Annotated in this window: 13 protein-coding genes; 8 read left to right on the top strand and 5 right to left on the bottom strand. The window is 70.7% G+C overall.

What is annotated here, in order from left to right:
• Positions 1-85: 85 nt before the first annotated feature.
• The 3 genes from ABT254_RS44135 to ABT254_RS44125 form a co-directional block, all read right to left on the bottom strand.
• Positions 86-1,423, bottom strand: a complete 1,338-nt coding sequence (locus ABT254_RS44135) for a cation:dicarboxylate symporter family transporter (protein ID WP_351483368.1) — start codon at positions 1,421-1,423, stop codon at positions 86-88.
• Positions 1,424-1,590: 167 nt separating this feature from the next.
• Positions 1,591-3,186 carry a peptide-N4-asparagine amidase gene (locus tag ABT254_RS44130; RefSeq protein ID WP_351483367.1) on the bottom strand — a complete coding sequence of 532 codons (1,596 nt, stop codon included), beginning with the start codon at positions 3,184-3,186 and terminating at the stop codon, positions 1,591-1,593.
• A gap of 57 nt (positions 3,187-3,243) precedes the next feature.
• Positions 3,244-3,981, bottom strand: coding sequence for a L,D-transpeptidase family protein (locus ABT254_RS44125; protein WP_351483366.1), 738 nt, complete (start codon positions 3,979-3,981; stop codon positions 3,244-3,246).
• Positions 3,982-4,114: 133 nt separating this feature from the next.
• Between ABT254_RS44125 and ABT254_RS44120 the strand changes: the two genes are divergently transcribed.
• Both ABT254_RS44120 and ABT254_RS44115 read left to right on the top strand, forming a co-directional pair.
• Positions 4,115-5,920: an ABC transporter ATP-binding protein gene (locus ABT254_RS44120; RefSeq protein WP_351483365.1), complete on the top strand. Its 1,806-nt coding sequence runs from the start codon at positions 4,115-4,117 to the stop codon at positions 5,918-5,920.
• A complete protein-coding gene (locus tag ABT254_RS44115; protein ID WP_351483364.1) occupies positions 5,917-7,698 on the top strand; it encodes an ABC transporter ATP-binding protein in 1,782 nt (593 codons plus the stop codon). Before ABT254_RS44120 ends, ABT254_RS44115 begins: the two co-directional genes overlap by 4 nt.
• Before the next feature lie 48 nt (positions 7,699-7,746).
• Here ABT254_RS44115 and ABT254_RS44110 read toward each other — a convergent pair whose 3' ends face one another.
• Positions 7,747-8,253 (bottom strand): COG4315 family predicted lipoprotein, encoded by a 507-nt coding sequence (locus tag ABT254_RS44110; RefSeq protein WP_351483363.1) that lies wholly within the window; start codon positions 8,251-8,253, stop codon positions 7,747-7,749.
• Positions 8,254-8,357: 104 nt separating this feature from the next.
• Between ABT254_RS44110 and ABT254_RS44105 the strand changes: the two genes are divergently transcribed.
• The 5 genes from ABT254_RS44105 (at position 8,358) to ABT254_RS44085 (ending at position 11,163) form a co-directional block, all read left to right on the top strand.
• A complete protein-coding gene (locus ABT254_RS44105; protein ID WP_351483362.1) occupies positions 8,358-8,957 on the top strand; it encodes an RNA polymerase sigma factor in 600 nt (199 codons plus the stop codon).
• Complete coding sequence (locus ABT254_RS44100; protein WP_351483361.1) at positions 8,944-9,588, top strand: cupin domain-containing protein; 645 nt, start codon at positions 8,944-8,946, stop codon at positions 9,586-9,588. Before ABT254_RS44105 ends, ABT254_RS44100 begins: the two co-directional genes overlap by 14 nt.
• 247 nt (positions 9,589-9,835) lie before the next feature.
• Entirely contained in the window at positions 9,836-10,306 is a 471-nt protein-coding gene (locus ABT254_RS44095) for a DUF5709 domain-containing protein (protein WP_266952019.1), read from the top strand.
• A 28-nt stretch (positions 10,307-10,334) separates the two neighbouring features.
• Entirely contained in the window at positions 10,335-10,589 is a 255-nt protein-coding gene (locus tag ABT254_RS44090) for a type B 50S ribosomal protein L31 (protein ID WP_275774518.1), read from the top strand.
• A 94-nt stretch (positions 10,590-10,683) separates the two neighbouring features.
• Positions 10,684-11,163 (top strand): carboxymuconolactone decarboxylase family protein, encoded by a 480-nt coding sequence (locus ABT254_RS44085; RefSeq protein WP_351483360.1) that lies wholly within the window; start codon positions 10,684-10,686, stop codon positions 11,161-11,163.
• A 62-nt stretch (positions 11,164-11,225) separates the two neighbouring features.
• On the opposite strand, the gene ABT254_RS44080 is transcribed toward ABT254_RS44085, so the two are convergent.
• Positions 11,226-12,020, bottom strand: coding sequence for a metal-dependent hydrolase (locus tag ABT254_RS44080; protein WP_351483359.1), 795 nt, complete (start codon positions 12,018-12,020; stop codon positions 11,226-11,228).
• Between the two features lie 145 nt (positions 12,021-12,165).
• On the opposite strand from ABT254_RS44080, the gene ABT254_RS44075 reads away from it, so the two are divergent.
• Positions 12,166-14,679: a DEAD/DEAH box helicase gene (locus tag ABT254_RS44075; RefSeq protein ID WP_351483358.1), complete on the top strand. Its 2,514-nt coding sequence runs from the start codon at positions 12,166-12,168 to the stop codon at positions 14,677-14,679.

The raw sequence follows: 14,679 nt of genomic DNA, 5'->3' as shown, positions 1-14,679 counted from the left end.
GTTCCCCGCGCCCCTGAGGGGGCGCGGGGAACTGCGCGATCAACCACGAACCACCCGCGGCCGCCCGCGAACAGGCTTCCCCGAGCTACTGGGCGACAGGCTCCGCCGGCACCGGCGCCTCGCTCACGACGTCAGCCTCACCACTCAGCACCTTCTTCGCCCGCTCCAAGTCCAACGCCCCCTCCCAGCGGGAGACGGCGAACACGGCGACGCAGTTGCCGAGCAGGTTCGTCACCACCCGCATCGAGTCCATGATCCGGTCCACGCCCAGCAGCAGCGCCACCGCTCCGGCGGGGATGGCCCCCAGCGAGGAGGCGGTCGCGGACAGGGCGAGGAAGGCGGAGCCGGGGATGCCCGCCATGCCCTTGCTGGTCAGCATCAGCACCAGGACGACGGTGATCTGCTGGCTCAGGCTGAGATCGACACCGACGGCCTGGGCGATGAACAGCGTGCCGATGGAGAGGTAGAGCGAGGCACCGTCGAGATTGAAGGAGTAGCCGGTGGGCAGCACCAGGCCCACCGCGTCGTCGCGGGCGCCGGCCCTGCGCAGCTTCTGCATCACCCGCGGCATGACGGACTCGGTGGACGCGGTGCCGAGGGCGAGGAGCATCTCCTCGCGGATGTAGCGCAGGAACTTCCACAGGCTCAGCCCGGTGACCATGCGCAGGGCGACGGCGAGCAGAGCGATGAACAGCGCCGCGGCGAGGTAGCACAGGATGATCAGCTTGGCGTAGGTCTCGATCACTCCGAGCCCGTACTGGCCGATCAGGACGGCCATCGCGCCGAACACCGCGATCGGAGCCAGCCGCATCACGAAGCCGACGATCGCGAAGATGATCTCCTGGGCCTGCTCGACGGCGGGCAGCACCTGGGGCACCTTGGTGTGGCCGAGGTGCAGCAGCGCGGCGCCCACCAGGCAGGCCAGGACGAGCACCTGGAGCAGGGAGTTCTCGGCGAAGGCACCGATGAAACTGGTGGGCAGCGCGTTGACGATGAACTCGGTCGTCGAAGGCAGCGCGCCGCCGCCCGTCTTGGCGTCTACCGCCTTGCTGCTCAGGGTGGAAGGGTCGACATGCATGCCGGAGCCGGGCTGGACAACGTTGGCGGCGACCAGGCCGATGATCAGCGCCGCGGTGCTGGCGACCTCGAACCAGATCAGGGCCTTGAGCCCGATCCGGCCGAAGGCCTTGAGGTCACCGGCCTTGGCGATGCCGACGACGACCACGCAGAACACCAGCGGCGAGATGATCGTCTTGATGAGCCGGGTGAAACCGTCGCCGAGCGGCTGGAGATCCGCGGCGAAGCCGGGCCACAGCTTCCCGACGACGATTCCGAGGACGAGCGCGCAGAGGACCTGCACGAACAGAGAGGTACGCAGTATGCGTGCGACGCGTCGCGGGGCGAACGGGACGGACGGCGGCACGGGCACTCCTAGTGGGGACGTCAACTCGCAGAAGCCGGGGAGACTTCTGCGATACGGAAAGCGGTTTCCGTGACGATCACTTTCGCGCTCCGGATGATCCAACCCGCAACCTCTGTGTTGCGGACATGTAAATCACGCACCCTGTGACGCATCGCACACAACTGGCCTCAGCAGCCGTCCCGTTCCTCCGTGAGCACCCCCTGAACGGTCGTCAGGGAGCGGTCGTAGCAGCCGGCCGAGCCGTACAGGCGGTACCGCTCGCTCGTCGTGCCGATCGCGTGCCGCTGGTCGCGCGGGACGCCCGTCGTATAGGTGGCGTCGCCGCTGACCGTGTCGTCCAGCCGCGACCAGCCCGTGCGCCGGCCGCCGCGCGACTCGACGACGGCGGCGCGGTCGCCGAGCCTCAGCACGGTGCGCAGCCGTGCGTCGTCGCCGATCGTGGTCGAGCCGTTCATCGTGTACGTGCGGTGGGTGAGCGTCGTTGTGGCCGGTCCGCGCCCGTCGACGGTGACCGACTGGTCGTCGCTCCAGGTGGCGTCGAGGCCGTCCATGTTCTCTCCGTCGGTCCACTGATGGACGGAGGTGTTGGCCAGGGTGCGGCTGACCGTGGTGGTCACGCGCCCGTGGGAGGTGTCGACGTATCCGGAGACGGTCAGCCGGTGACCGGCCTTCGTGTCCACCCGCTCCGGCAAACCGGCCGTATACGTCGAGGAGTTCGCGAGGTCGCCCGCCCGGTCCAGGGTGAGCTTTCCACCCACGTGCGCCCGCCCGGCGTCCTGCCAGACGAGCACATCGACCGGCGCGCTCCAGCCGCTCTGCCCCTCGGGCACGCCCACCACCGAGACGTCGACCCGGTGCGGGCGGCCGTCGTTGAGCAGCCCCGCGAAGGGGGTCAGGTCGTATTCGATCGGCTTGACGTCGAAGGCGCGCGGCGCCGGAACGACGTACCAGAGGAAGGGGTTGGACCAGCCGCCGGTCCACACGTGCGGGAACGGTGCGGCGATTCCGGCCAGTTGGCCGTCGACCTTGATCTGCACCTCGCGGTACGGGCCGCCATCGGCCTGACAGGAGTACGGCGCCTTGTCGGGGACCGCCAGGTACCAGAACTCCTCGCAGCCGCCGCCCGATCCGGTGGCGTACACCTCGGCGAGGATGCGTTCGCTGTTGCGCGGGGTGGTGAGGGTGTTGCCGTCGCCGAGGGTGAGGACCTTGTCCGCGGGCGCGGCGGCCGGCCCGCCCGGGTAGAAGGTGAGTGTGACCTTGACGTCGAGCACGCCGGTGTAGGTGTCGTCGACGACGTTCCCGATGAGCATCTCGACGTCCTGGCCGCGGCGGAAGGTGTCGCTGTAGCGCGTGACGTCCTTCTCGACGGACCACGCGATGCCGTCGGGCGAGGGCTCGGGGGTGGAGGTGCGCAGGATCTCGACCCCACCGACGTGCAGATAGCCGAGCCGGTCGAACTGCCGCCCCTTGACCTTGCCGTCGAGGCGCAGCACCACCTTGCTCCAGCGGTCACCACAGCCCTTGGGCGGTGTGTACGTTCCCTTGTAGGGGGTGAAGTCCTTGAACTGCGCCTCGGCGAGGGTGACTTGGCAGGACTTGCCGGCCGGTCTGTCGATGGGCGGAGCCGCCGTCACCGGGTCGTGCCAGTCGGTGCCGAACTCGGCGGGCGCGTCGGCGGCGCCTGCCGGCCCCGCCCCGAGGAGGGTGCTCGCCAGGAGGGTCGCTCCCGCGAGCATGGACATGACGATCCGTCTCTTCATGGCCCGTGTTCTACGGGGAGTCGGCGCCTCGTGGCAATGAGACCTCCGTCAAAGGTGCTACGCCTCCAGGTCCGCCCTGTCCCCCATCACCACCACGGGATGCCCGTCCGGGTCGAGCGTGCGCAGCAGGTGTTCCATCGCCGCCTTGGACAGGCTGACGCAGGCCGACGTGCCGCTGCCGTGGTCCATGTGCAGCCAGATGCTGCCGCCCTTCGCGTCGCCCTCGGGACGGGTCGGATCGTTGGGCGCGGTGCCCTTGACGCGGTTGTAGTCGATGGCGATGACGTAGTCGAAGTCGTGCCAGTGCGAGGCGGCCCAGCGGCGCGGGGCCGCGAAGGACGCGTCGCGGGTGTACGGGAGCCGGGTGCCGGGGTCGGGCAGGACGCCGCCCGCGTCGGTGAGGGTGAACACTCCGACGGGGCTGCGCCGGTCGCCCTCGTGGTGGTCGGTGGTCCAGCCCTTCTTGCCGTTGTGTGCCGGCCAGCTGCGGGACCGCTCCCAGGTCGAGCCGTGCTTGGTGTACAGCACGACGGTGGAGTCCGCGGAGTCCCTCCCTGCCCCGTAGACCGCCACGACCTGGCGGGAGTCCCGGGGAATCCGCCGGCCCAGGCGGTCGCCGATGCCGGGGATGCGGGTGCCCTCGGCGGTACGCGCGCGCGTGGCGGCCGTGTTGCCCGCGGCCCCTGTCTGTGCGGTACTGCTGTCCTGCGCCCCGCCGCACGCGGTCAAGGCCGTCAAAAGTGTTCCCAGAGCCGCCACCGCGGCCGCCGCACGCGGTGCACCGATCTTTCGCATCGCCCCATTTTGTACGGCGCCACGGAAAACCGTTTGCTTCCGACCACGCTCCGACGCGAACCTGTCACGGTTTGCTGCCGCCGTTCGCGGCTCCCCCCACCCCCTGACACGAGCCACTGGGACGTCAGTCGTCATGCAGATTCAAGACCTTCCGTATCCCGACCCGGGTGTGCCGGACGCACGCTCCGGTCCCCGATTCCTGTGGTGGCTGGGCCGTAATCAACTGGGCGGTCAGTTCAAGTCGCTGGCCTGGGGCCTGCTGCACTTCGCGTCGGTCTCCGCGCTGCCCTTCTGCGTCGGCACGGCCATCCAGGCCGTCGTCGACCGCTCGGGGACCCGACTCGCCCTGGCGGGCGCCCTGTTGGCGCTGGCCGGATTCGGCACGGCACTCGGCGACACGTTCCTGCACCGTGCCGCGGTCACCAACTGGATCACGGCCGCCGCCCGCGTCCAGCAGCTGCTCGCCCGCAAGGCCGCCGTGCTGGGTTCGGCGCTGACGCGGCGCGTCGCGGCCGGCGAGGTGGTGGCCGTCTCCACCGGTGACGTCGAGAAGATCGGCTGGTTCGTGGAGGCCGTCTCCCGGTTCACCGCGGCGGCCCTCACCGTCGTACTGGTCTGCGTCGCCCTGCTCGTCTACCAGCCGGCACTCGGCGTGGTCGTCGCCGCGGGTCTGCCCCTGCTGGCGATCGCGGTGCTGCCGCTGCTGCCTCGGGCGACCCGTCGGGCCGACTTCCAGCGCGAGAAGGCGGGACGGGCCACCGAACTGGCCTCGGACACCGTCGCCGGACTGCGCGTGCTGCGCGGCATCGGCGGCGAGGAGCTGTTCCTCGACCGCTACCGCCGCGCCTCCCAGGAGGTCCGCCATGCGGCCGTGCGCAGCGCCCGCATGTGGTCCCTGATCTCCGCGATCCAGGTGCTGCTGCCGGGCCTGCTGATGGTCGCGGTCGTCTGGTACGGCGTCCACCTGGCCCGCCAGGGCCGCATCACCGTCGGAGAACTGGTCACCGTCTACAGCTCGGTGATGGTGCTGACGTACCCCTTGCGGCACTTCGAGGAGATCGCGATGGCCTACTCCTTCTCGCGGCCCTCCGCCAAACGGGCGGCGCGCGTGCTGTCGCTGGAACGGGCCACGGACACCGAGGGCTCCCGCACGGCCGACGTCCCCTCGGGGGACCTGTACGACCCGGCAACCGGTCTGCTCGCCCCCGCGGGCCGGCTGACCGCCGTGGTGTGCGGCGACCCGGACGCGGCGGGCCTGCTCGCCGAACGGCTGGGCGGACACCCCGCCGAGCAGGGCACCTCCGTCCTGCTGGGCGGCGTACCCCTCGACGAGCTGCCGCTGAAGGCCGCGCGTGAAGCGGTCCTCGTCCAGGACAAGGACCCTGTGCTGCTGTCCGGTTCGCTGCGCGAGCTGCTCGACGTGCCCGCTTCGGGTCATGTCTCGGCGCGCGACGCGCTGGCGGCCGCGCAGTGCGGGGACGTCCTGGAGGCGCTCGCCCAGGGGTCGTTGGACGCCGCGGACCCGATGGACACGCGGATCACCGAACGCGGACGATCGCTGTCCGGCGGGCAGCGACAGCGGCTCGCGCTGGCCCGCTCGCTGATCACCGACCCGGAGGTGCTCGTCCTGGACGAGCCGACCTCGGCCGTCGACTCGCACACCGAGGCACGGATCGCGGAGGGAGTGCGCGCGCTTCGGGAGGGGCGCACGACGGTGGTGTTCACCTCCTCGCCGCTGCTCCTGGACCACGCGGACCGTGTCGTGCTGGTCCACGAGGGCGAGGTCGCCGCGGTCGGCGTGCACCGCGAACTGGTGCACACCGAACCCCGCTACCGGGCCGTGGTGACCCGGGAGACCGAGGAAGAGGCCGCCCTGAGCGGCGTACTCGAAGACGACGACGTTCTGAAGGAACTGGAAGAGATCGAGGAGACAGCATGATCGGCGTGGCGCCACCGGCGTACGACCCGGCGGCCCCGACGACGGCGCACACCCTGCCCGTCGGCGCCCCCGCGACCGTACGCGCCTATGTGGCCGAGCTGTTCCGCCGGCACCGCCGTGCCTTCCTGGTCCTGATCGCCGTCAACACGGCGGCCGTCCTCGCCTCGATGGCGGGCCCGTGGCTGCTGGGCGACCTGGTCGAGCGGGTGTCGGACGGCGCACGGGAGCTTCATCTCCCGCTCACCGTCTCGCTGTTCGTGCTCGCGCTGCTCGTCCAGGCCGTCTTCGTGCGGCAGGTGCGGCTGCGCGGGGCGATGCTCGGCGAGCGGATGCTGGCCGATCTGCGCGAGGACTTCCTCGTACGGTCGGTCGGGCTGCCGCCGGGCGTCCTGGAACGGGCCGGCACGGGCGACCTGCTGTCCCGGATCACGACGGACATCGACCGGCTCGCCAACGCGATGCGCGAGGCGGTGCCGCAGCTGGCGATCGGCGTGGTGTGGGCGGTGCTGCTGCTCGGCGGTCTCGTCGTGACGGTGCCGCCGCTCGCGCCCGCCGTGCTGGTGGCCGTGCCGCTGCTGGTGGCGGGCTGCCGCTGGTACTTCAAGCGAGCGCCTTCCGGCTACCGTTCGGAGGCCGCCGGGTACGCGGCCGTGGCCGCCGCCCTGGCGGAGACGGTCGACGCCGGCCGCACCGTGGAGGCCCACCGCCTCGGCGAGCGCCGGATCGAACTGTCCGAGCGCCGAGTGCGGGAATGGACCGCATGGGAGAACTACACGCTCTGGCTGCGGTCCGTGCTCTTCCCCGTCATCAACCTCACCCATGTGACGGTCCTCGCTTCGGTCCTGATGATCGGCGGCGTGTTCGTCCTGGAGGGCTGGATCGGGGTGGGCCAGCTGACGACGGGCGCGCTCATCGCGCAGATGCTCGTCGACCCGGTGAACCTGATCCTGCGCTGGTACGACGAGCTGCAGGTGGCCCAGGTGTCGCTGGCCCGGCTGGTCGGCGTGCGGGACATCGAGCCCGATGCGGGTGAGGACTCGCTGGCCCCCGACGGGCGCGACGTGCACGCGGACCGGGTGCACTTCGGCTACCGCGAGGGCGTGGACGTGCTGCGCAAGGTGTCGCTGCGGGTCGCGCCCGGCACCAGGCTGGCGCTGGTGGGCCCCTCGGGCGCGGGCAAGTCCACGCTGGGCAGGCTGCTCGCCGGTATCTACGCGCCGCGGGAGGGCCGCATCACCCTCGGCGGCGCAGAGCTGTCCCGGATGCCCGCCGAACGCGTCCGCTCCCATGTGGCTCTCGTCAACCAGGAGCACCACGTCTTCGTGGGCTCCCTGCGCGACAACCTGCTGCTGGCCCGCACGAGTGCGGTGGACGCCGAGCTGTGGGCGGCCCTGGGCGCGGTCGACGCCGAGGGGTGGGCGCGTGCGCTGGACGACGGTCTGGACACCGAGGTCGGCTCGGGCGGGCTGGCGCTCACCCCGGCGCAGGCCCAGCAGATCGCGCTGGCCCGGCTGGTGCTGGCGGACCCGCACACACTGGTCCTGGACGAGGCGACCTCGCTGCTGGACCCGCGTGCGGCACGCCACCTGGAGCGCTCCCTCGCCCGCGTCCTCGACGGCCGAACGGTGGTCGCCATCGCCCACCGGCTGCACACCGCCCATGACGCCGATGTGATCGCCGTCGTCGAGAACGGCCGCATCAGCGAGCTCGGCAGCCACGACGAGCTGGTCGCGGCGCAGGGGGCGTATGCGGCGCTGTGGCGGTCCTGGCACGGGTGAGCGTTCCCGGCCCGGTCGGGGGCTGCCGTTCGGCGGCCTCCGACCGGGTCAGTACCCGTAACCACCACCGCTGCTGTTCGACGCCGGTACCGCCTTCTTGACAGCGGTGCCCTTGGCGTTCAGGACGTACCAGACCCTGTCGATGCCCTGGCCCTTGAGATCGCCGGCCTTGCGGTCCTTGGCGTAGTAGTACAACGGGTGTCCGGCATAGGTGACCTGGGGCTTTCCCGAGCCCTTCGTGTGGCCGACCAGGTGCGCGTCGACGCCTGCGCCCGCGTGCGGCCTGCCCTCCATGTGCGGCCACAGCTTCATGCACGTGGCGTCACAGTTCATCGAGTCGGTGTTCTTGCCGTCCGCTGTGAACAGGTACAGCGTGCGCCCGCCGCCGTCGACGAGGATGTCCCCGACCGGTGAGTGGCTGATCCCGATCGTCGAGGTGTTCATGGTGGCCGCTGCCGGGCGGGCGCTGTGGGCGCTGCCGCCCCCGCCGCCGCAGCCGGCGAGCGCCAGACCTGCGAGTGCGATGCCCGCCACGGTGATCCTGGTTCCCCTCATGATCTCTCCGTCCCTTCCGACAGAGGTTGTACGGGCGAGCGATGTGGACGGATTTAGGTGGATTGCACTCAATCCTTTCGGTGCTCCCGTGCGTACCTGTGTGCGTGGAGTTGTTCTCACGTGCCGATCGGGTCGACGACGCCGCTCTAGTCGCCGGATTCGGGCTGGGCGACGAGCAGGCGGCGATCGCCTTCGTGCGCCGCTTCCAGGACGCGGTGTACGGGCTGGCGCTGTCGGTGACCCGCGATCCGGTACTCGCCGAGGACGTGAGCCAGGAGGTGTTCGTACGGGCCTGGCGGGCCGCGGGGAACTTCGACCCGCGGCGGGCCTCGGTGCTCACCTGGCTGCTGACCATCACGCGGAACGCCGCGATCGACGCCGTGCGGGCGCGCCGTTCCACTCCCGTCCTGGCCGAGACCCTGGAACGGCTCCTCGATGTGACGCTGCGGGCCGAGAACGACTCCGCCGGCCCGGAGCGGCTGGCCCTGATCGCCCTGGAGAGCGAGCGTGCCCTGGACCGGCTGCGGGCCCTGCCGGTAGAGCAGGCCCGGGCGGTGGCGCTCGCCGTGCTCGGCGGCTGCACCGCCGCCGAGGTGGGCCGGCACGAGCACATCCCCCTGGGCACCGCCAAGACCCGCATCCGCACGGGCCTGCGCCGGCTGCGCGACGTGCTGAAGGAGGGAAGCCGCGATGGAACACCCTGACGAGGACGAACTGACCGCCCTGGCCCTCGGCACCCTCCCCGGCGCACCGGCGGAGCTGCTGCGCCACCTCACCGTCTGCGCCACCTGCCGCACGGCCTACGACGACCTCTCGGCGGCCGTCGACGGGGTGCTGCCCGCGGCTCCTGCGGTCACGGCCCCGCCCGGCTTCGATGCCCGGGTCCTCGACCGCCTGGAACTGCGCCGCCCCTCGCCCGTTCGCCGGCGCCGCCGCACCCCGCTGCTGGTCGCCGCGGCCGCCGCGGCCGGACTGTGCCTGGGCACGGCCGGCACCGCGCTCCTGCACCACGACTCGGCCCCGGCCCAGGTGACCGCGAGCGATCACGGAGGCCTGCTGCTCACCGGCTCGGGGGCGCGGGTGGGCACCGTCGAACCGAGCCGGGCCGGGGGCGAGCGCGTCGTGGTCATGCAGATCACGGCCGGCCGGCCCGGCACCCACTACACCTGCCGGCTCCTGCTCAAGGACGGCTCCGCCCGCGACGCCGGCCAGTGGTGGATGCCCCCCTCCGGGCGGGCCACCTGGATCGCCTACGGATCGGCCCGCGCCATCGACCGCGTCGACCTGGTGACGGACGACGGCCATGTCTGGTCGTCGGCCGTGCTGCGCGGCTGACGTCGACCCCGGCCCCGCGCCACCCGCGCATACCCCCACGAGGCCGCTTCTCCCCTGCCTGTGTACCTCTTGGTGCCGTGCCGTTGCGCAGTCGCGAAAAGGGGTGGAAGGCTGGATATCGGCACCGGCTCGGGGAGCGCCGTGGGAGCAATGGTTCCTCCCGGGCGCAGCCTGTGCTCCGCGTCATGGCGCACCGACGCCCCGCGCGGTGAGCAACGGGCCCGTCCCCACCCACCTGGAGGTACCCGTGAACAGCGCCGACGGATGGGGAGACGACGTCTACCAGCCCGACGGATCCGAGATCCAGGAGGACTCCGGGCTGCTCGACGTGGAGGACACCCTGGTGGACGACGGTGTCGACGACCCCCTCGACCGGGGCTGGTCCCCTCCGGACCGACCATGGGCGGTGGAGCGCCCCGATGTGACGGCGGCGGAGCGGCAGCACGGGGAGACCCTGGACCAGCGGCTCGCCGAGGAACTGCCGGACCTCGTGATGCCCGACACCGACGGCATCGGCGACTGCGAGGGCACCGACGGCGAACTCCTGGACAACGAGGTCGGCGCCGTCCGCTCCGGCCGTCTCGTGGCACCGGACGAGGGCGCGCACGAGGACGAGGAGAGCGCCCTGGTGGCCCGGGACGTCGGCATCGACGGCGCGGCGGCCTCCGCGGAGGAGGCCGCCATGCACATCGTCGACGAGGACGCCCTGTCCGGCTGACCAGCCGCGACCAGCCAAGGAGCCCCGTATGCAGCAGGACAAGCACCCCGACTACCACCAGGTCGTCTTCCGTGACCGCGCCGCAGGCTACGCCTTCCTGACCCGGTCCACCGCGAGCAGCGACCAGACCATCGAGTGGGACGACGGCGAGACGTATCCCGTGGTGGACGTGGAGATCTCCTCCGAGAGCCACCCGTTCTACACCGGCAAGGCAAGGACCGTGGACACGGAGGGACGCATCGCCCAGTTCGAACGGCGCTACGGCGGCGGAAAGGACGCGTGAGCTCCCCGCGGCCACTCATGACGCAGGCGGTCACATCCGCCCTTCGGGATCCGTCAGTACGACGGAAGCACCGAAGATTGCGGAAGGAAACGTCATGACCACGCAGCCGCGCCTGTCCAACCCCGTCAAGCTCGTCCCCGAGTTCGGTCCGGTCGCCGGGGCGCTGTTCAAGGCCACCGGCAACGGCTCGGTTCCGCAGAGCACCATCAGCCTGGTGCAGCTGCGCGCCGGCCAGCTGGTCGGCAACACGTATCTGACCGTGATGCACAGCGGCAACCTGCGCAGGGCCGGCGAGTCCGAGGAGCGGATCACGGGTGTGGCGACCTGGACGGACGCCCCCTATTTCACCGATGCCGAGCGGGTCGCGCTGGCGCTGGTGGAGGCCGTGCTCACCCCGAACCCGCACGGTGAGCGGGTCCCGGACGACCTGTATGCGGAGGCGGCCAAGCACTATGACGAGACGGCACTCACGACGCTGACGATCGCGATAGGCCAGGTCTGCTTCTTCATTCCCCTCGCGGTGATCGGCAGGCCGCTGCCGGGTGTCTCCCCCGCCCAGCAGTGGAGGGACTGACTCCGAGCACCCGCAGGAGTGGGGCGGCGGCAGACGTGCCCCACCCCTGCGGACCGGTTTCCTCAGATGAAGTTCAGCGCGGCCGCGCAGCCCACCCCGCCCAGCAGCATGAACACCGGCATCAGCACCTTGAGCTCGACCCAGCTGCCGGCCCGGAAGCGCATGACCTTCGGCGGGCCGATCGGGTACCAGCGCTTGCGGCCCACCGGTATCGGCCACAGGATCGGGCAGCCGGAGACCGTCAGCGCGTCCCCGATGTCGTGGACTATCGCGCCCAGCACGATCGGCAGTCCCAGCCACAGGTACTGCTGGCCGGGCTCGGTGAACAGCCAGTCCGAGCCGTTGCCCGGCTTGTCCAGGATGCCGGCGAGGATCCAGGCGCTGGTCGCGGCCAGCAGCCACACCAGCACGTCGCTGCTGGAACCGCGGGCCGCCCGCCACAACAGGCCCTCGATGGCCAGCACCATGTGGACGAAGAGGATGGCCAGCACCGCCCAGCGGCCACCGGTGATGGCGGCGACCGACGTACCCGCACCGATCAGCACCGCCCACAGCCAGGTGTGGGTGAGCGTGCGGTGGCCGCCGGAGCGGCGCGGGTCGCCCTGCTTCTTCGTCGCCTTGTAGACGGCGTAGGAGAGCTTGTCGACGATCTCGCACAGCCCGCGCGAGAGGGGGCCGAAGGCCCTGGAGATGGTGGCCGCCTTGTGGTCCAGGTCCGGGGCGAGAGCGGCTCCGGCGCAGATCAGAGCGCCGACCAGGAGGACCGGCCAGGGCATCGGGTGCCCGGTCGCTGCGGCCGCCGCACCGACGCCGAGCCAGGCGGCGGCGCCCGACAGTGAGTGTGCTGGTCCCATCATGGCCGTTGCCCGCCCCATTCCTCGTGTGCCGCTGTCCAGTTGACCGGGTGCGCTGACGCTCCGTCGGCGCCCCAGCGTACTGGTCGTGATCTTCCTGCCGGCAACCGATTCCCCCCTGGGGGAGGAGGCCAGGCAAGATGGGTCCGTGACCCTCATCGATCAGCTGCCGCCGACCGCCGACCCCGACGCCCTCTACGAAGCCTTCGAGTCGTGGGCCCAGGAGCGAGGTCTCACCCTCTATCCCCATCAGGAGGAGGCGCTGATCGAGGTGGTCTCCGGTGCGAACGTGATCGTGTCGACGCCGACCGGCTCCGGCAAGAGCATGATCGCCGCGGGCGCCCACTTCGCCGCTCTGGCCCGGGACGAGGTCACCTTCTACACCGCCCCGATCAAGGCGCTCGTCTCGGAGAAGTTCTTCGAACTGTGCAAGATCTTCGGCACCGAGAACGTCGGCATGCTCACCGGCGACGCGTCCGTCAACTCGGACGCGCCCGTCATCTGCTGCACCGCCGAGGTCCTCGCCTCGATCGCGCTGCGCGACGGCAAGGACGCGGACGTCGGCCAGGTCGTCATGGACGAGTTCCACTTCTATGCGGAGGGGGACCGCGGCTGGGCCTGGCAGATCCCGATCCTGGAGCTGCCCCAGGCGCAGTTCGTCCTGATGTCGGCCACGCTCGGCGACGTCTCGATGTTCGAGAAGGACCTCACCCGGCGCACCGGCCGCCCCACGGCGGTGGTCCGCTCCGCGACCCGCCCGGTCCCGCTGTCCTACGAATACCGGCTCACCCCGCTCACGGAGACGCTGACCGAGCTGCTGGAGACCCGGCAGGCGCCCGTCTACATCGTGCACTTCACACAGGCGCAGGCCGTGGAGCGGGCGCAGGCCCTGATGAGCATCAACATGTGCTCGAAGCAGGAGAAGGAGCAGATCGCCGAGCTGATCGGCAACTTCCGCTTCACCACCAAGTTCGGCCGCAACCTCTCCCGGTACGTGCGGCACGGCATCGGCGTCCACCACGCCGGCATGCTGCCCAAGTACCGGCGCCTGGTGGAGAAGCTCGCGCAGGCCGGTCTGCTGAAGGTGATCTGCGGAACGGACACGCTCGGCGTGGGCGTCAACGTGCCCATCCGCACGGTGCTGTTCACGGCGCTGACCAAGTACGACGGCAGCCGTGTGCGCACGCTGCGCGCCCGTGAGTTCCACCAGATCGCGGGCCGTGCCGGGCGGGCCGGTTTCGACACGGCGGGCTTTGTCGTCGCCCAGGCCCCCGAGCATGTCGTGGAGAACGAGAAGGCGCTCGCCAAAGCGGGCGACGACCCGAAGAAGCGCCGCAAGGTCGTCCGCAAGAAGGCGCCGGAGGGCTTCGTCGGGTGGACGGAGAACACCTTCGAGAAGCTCATCGCCTCCGATCCGGAGCCGCTGACCTCCCGCTTCCGGGTGACGCACACGATGCTGCTGTCGGTGATCGCCCGTCCGGGCAACGCCTTCGAGGCGATGCGCCATCTGCTGGAGGACAACCACGAGCCGCGCAAGCAGCAACTGCGGCACATCCGGCGGGCGATCGCCATCTACCGCTCGCTGCTGGACGGCGGCATCGTCGAGAAGCTCGACGAGCCGGACGCCACCGGCCGCATCGTCCGCCTCACCGTGGACCTTCAGCAGGACTTCGCGCTCAACCAGCCGCTGTCCACGTTCGCCCTCGCCGCTTTCGAACTCCTCGACCCGGACTCGCCGTCCTACGCCCTGGACATGGTGTCCGTCGTCGAGTCGACGCTGGACGATCCGCGGCAGATCCTCGTCGCCCAGCAGAACAAGGCCAAGGGCGAGGCCGTGGCCGCGATGAAGGCGGACGGGGTCGAGTACGAGGAGCGCATGGAGCGCCTCCAGGACATCAGCTACCCCAAGCCCCTGGAGGAGCTGCTCTTCCACGCCTACAACACCTACCGCAAGAGCCACCCGTGGGTGGGCGACCATCCGCTGTCGCCGAAGTCCGTCATCCGGGACATGTACGAACGCGCCATGTCCTTCACGGAGTTGGTGTCCTTCTACGAGCTGGCCCGCACCGAGGGCATCGTGCTGCGCTATCTCGCCAGCGCCTACAAGGCCCTCGACCACAACATCCCCGACGATCTCAAGTCCGAGGACCTGCAGGACCTCATCGAGTGGCTCGGCGAGATGGTCCGCCAGGTCGACTCCAGCCTGCTGGACGAGTGGGAACAGCTCGCCAACCCGGAGGAGATGACGGCCGAGGAGGCCCAGGAGAAGGCCGACGAGGTCAAGCCGGTCACCTCCAACGCCCGCGCCTTCCGGGTCCTGGTCCGCAACGCCATGTTCCGCCGCGTCGAGCTCGCCGCTCTCGACCAGGTCGAGGAACTGGGCGAGTTGGATGCCGACTCCGGCTGGGACGCCGACGCATGGGGCGAGGCGATGGACAAGTACTGGGACGAGTACGAGGACCTGGGCACCGGCCCCGACGCCCGCGGGCCCAAGCTGCTGCTCATCGAGGAGGAGCCGCAGCACGGTCTGTGGCGCGTTCGCCAGATCTTCGCCGACCCGAACGGCGATCATGACTGGGGCATCAGCGCGGAGGTCGACCTCGCGGCCTCCGACGCCGAGGGCCGTGCTGTCGTCCGCGTCACCGACGTCGGCCAGCTGTGA

Source organism: Streptomyces sp. NPDC001137, from assembly GCF_040298885.1.
Classification (GTDB): Bacteria; Actinomycetota; Actinomycetes; order Streptomycetales; family Streptomycetaceae; genus Streptomyces.
This window is presented reverse-complemented; position numbering and strand designations above follow the sequence as displayed.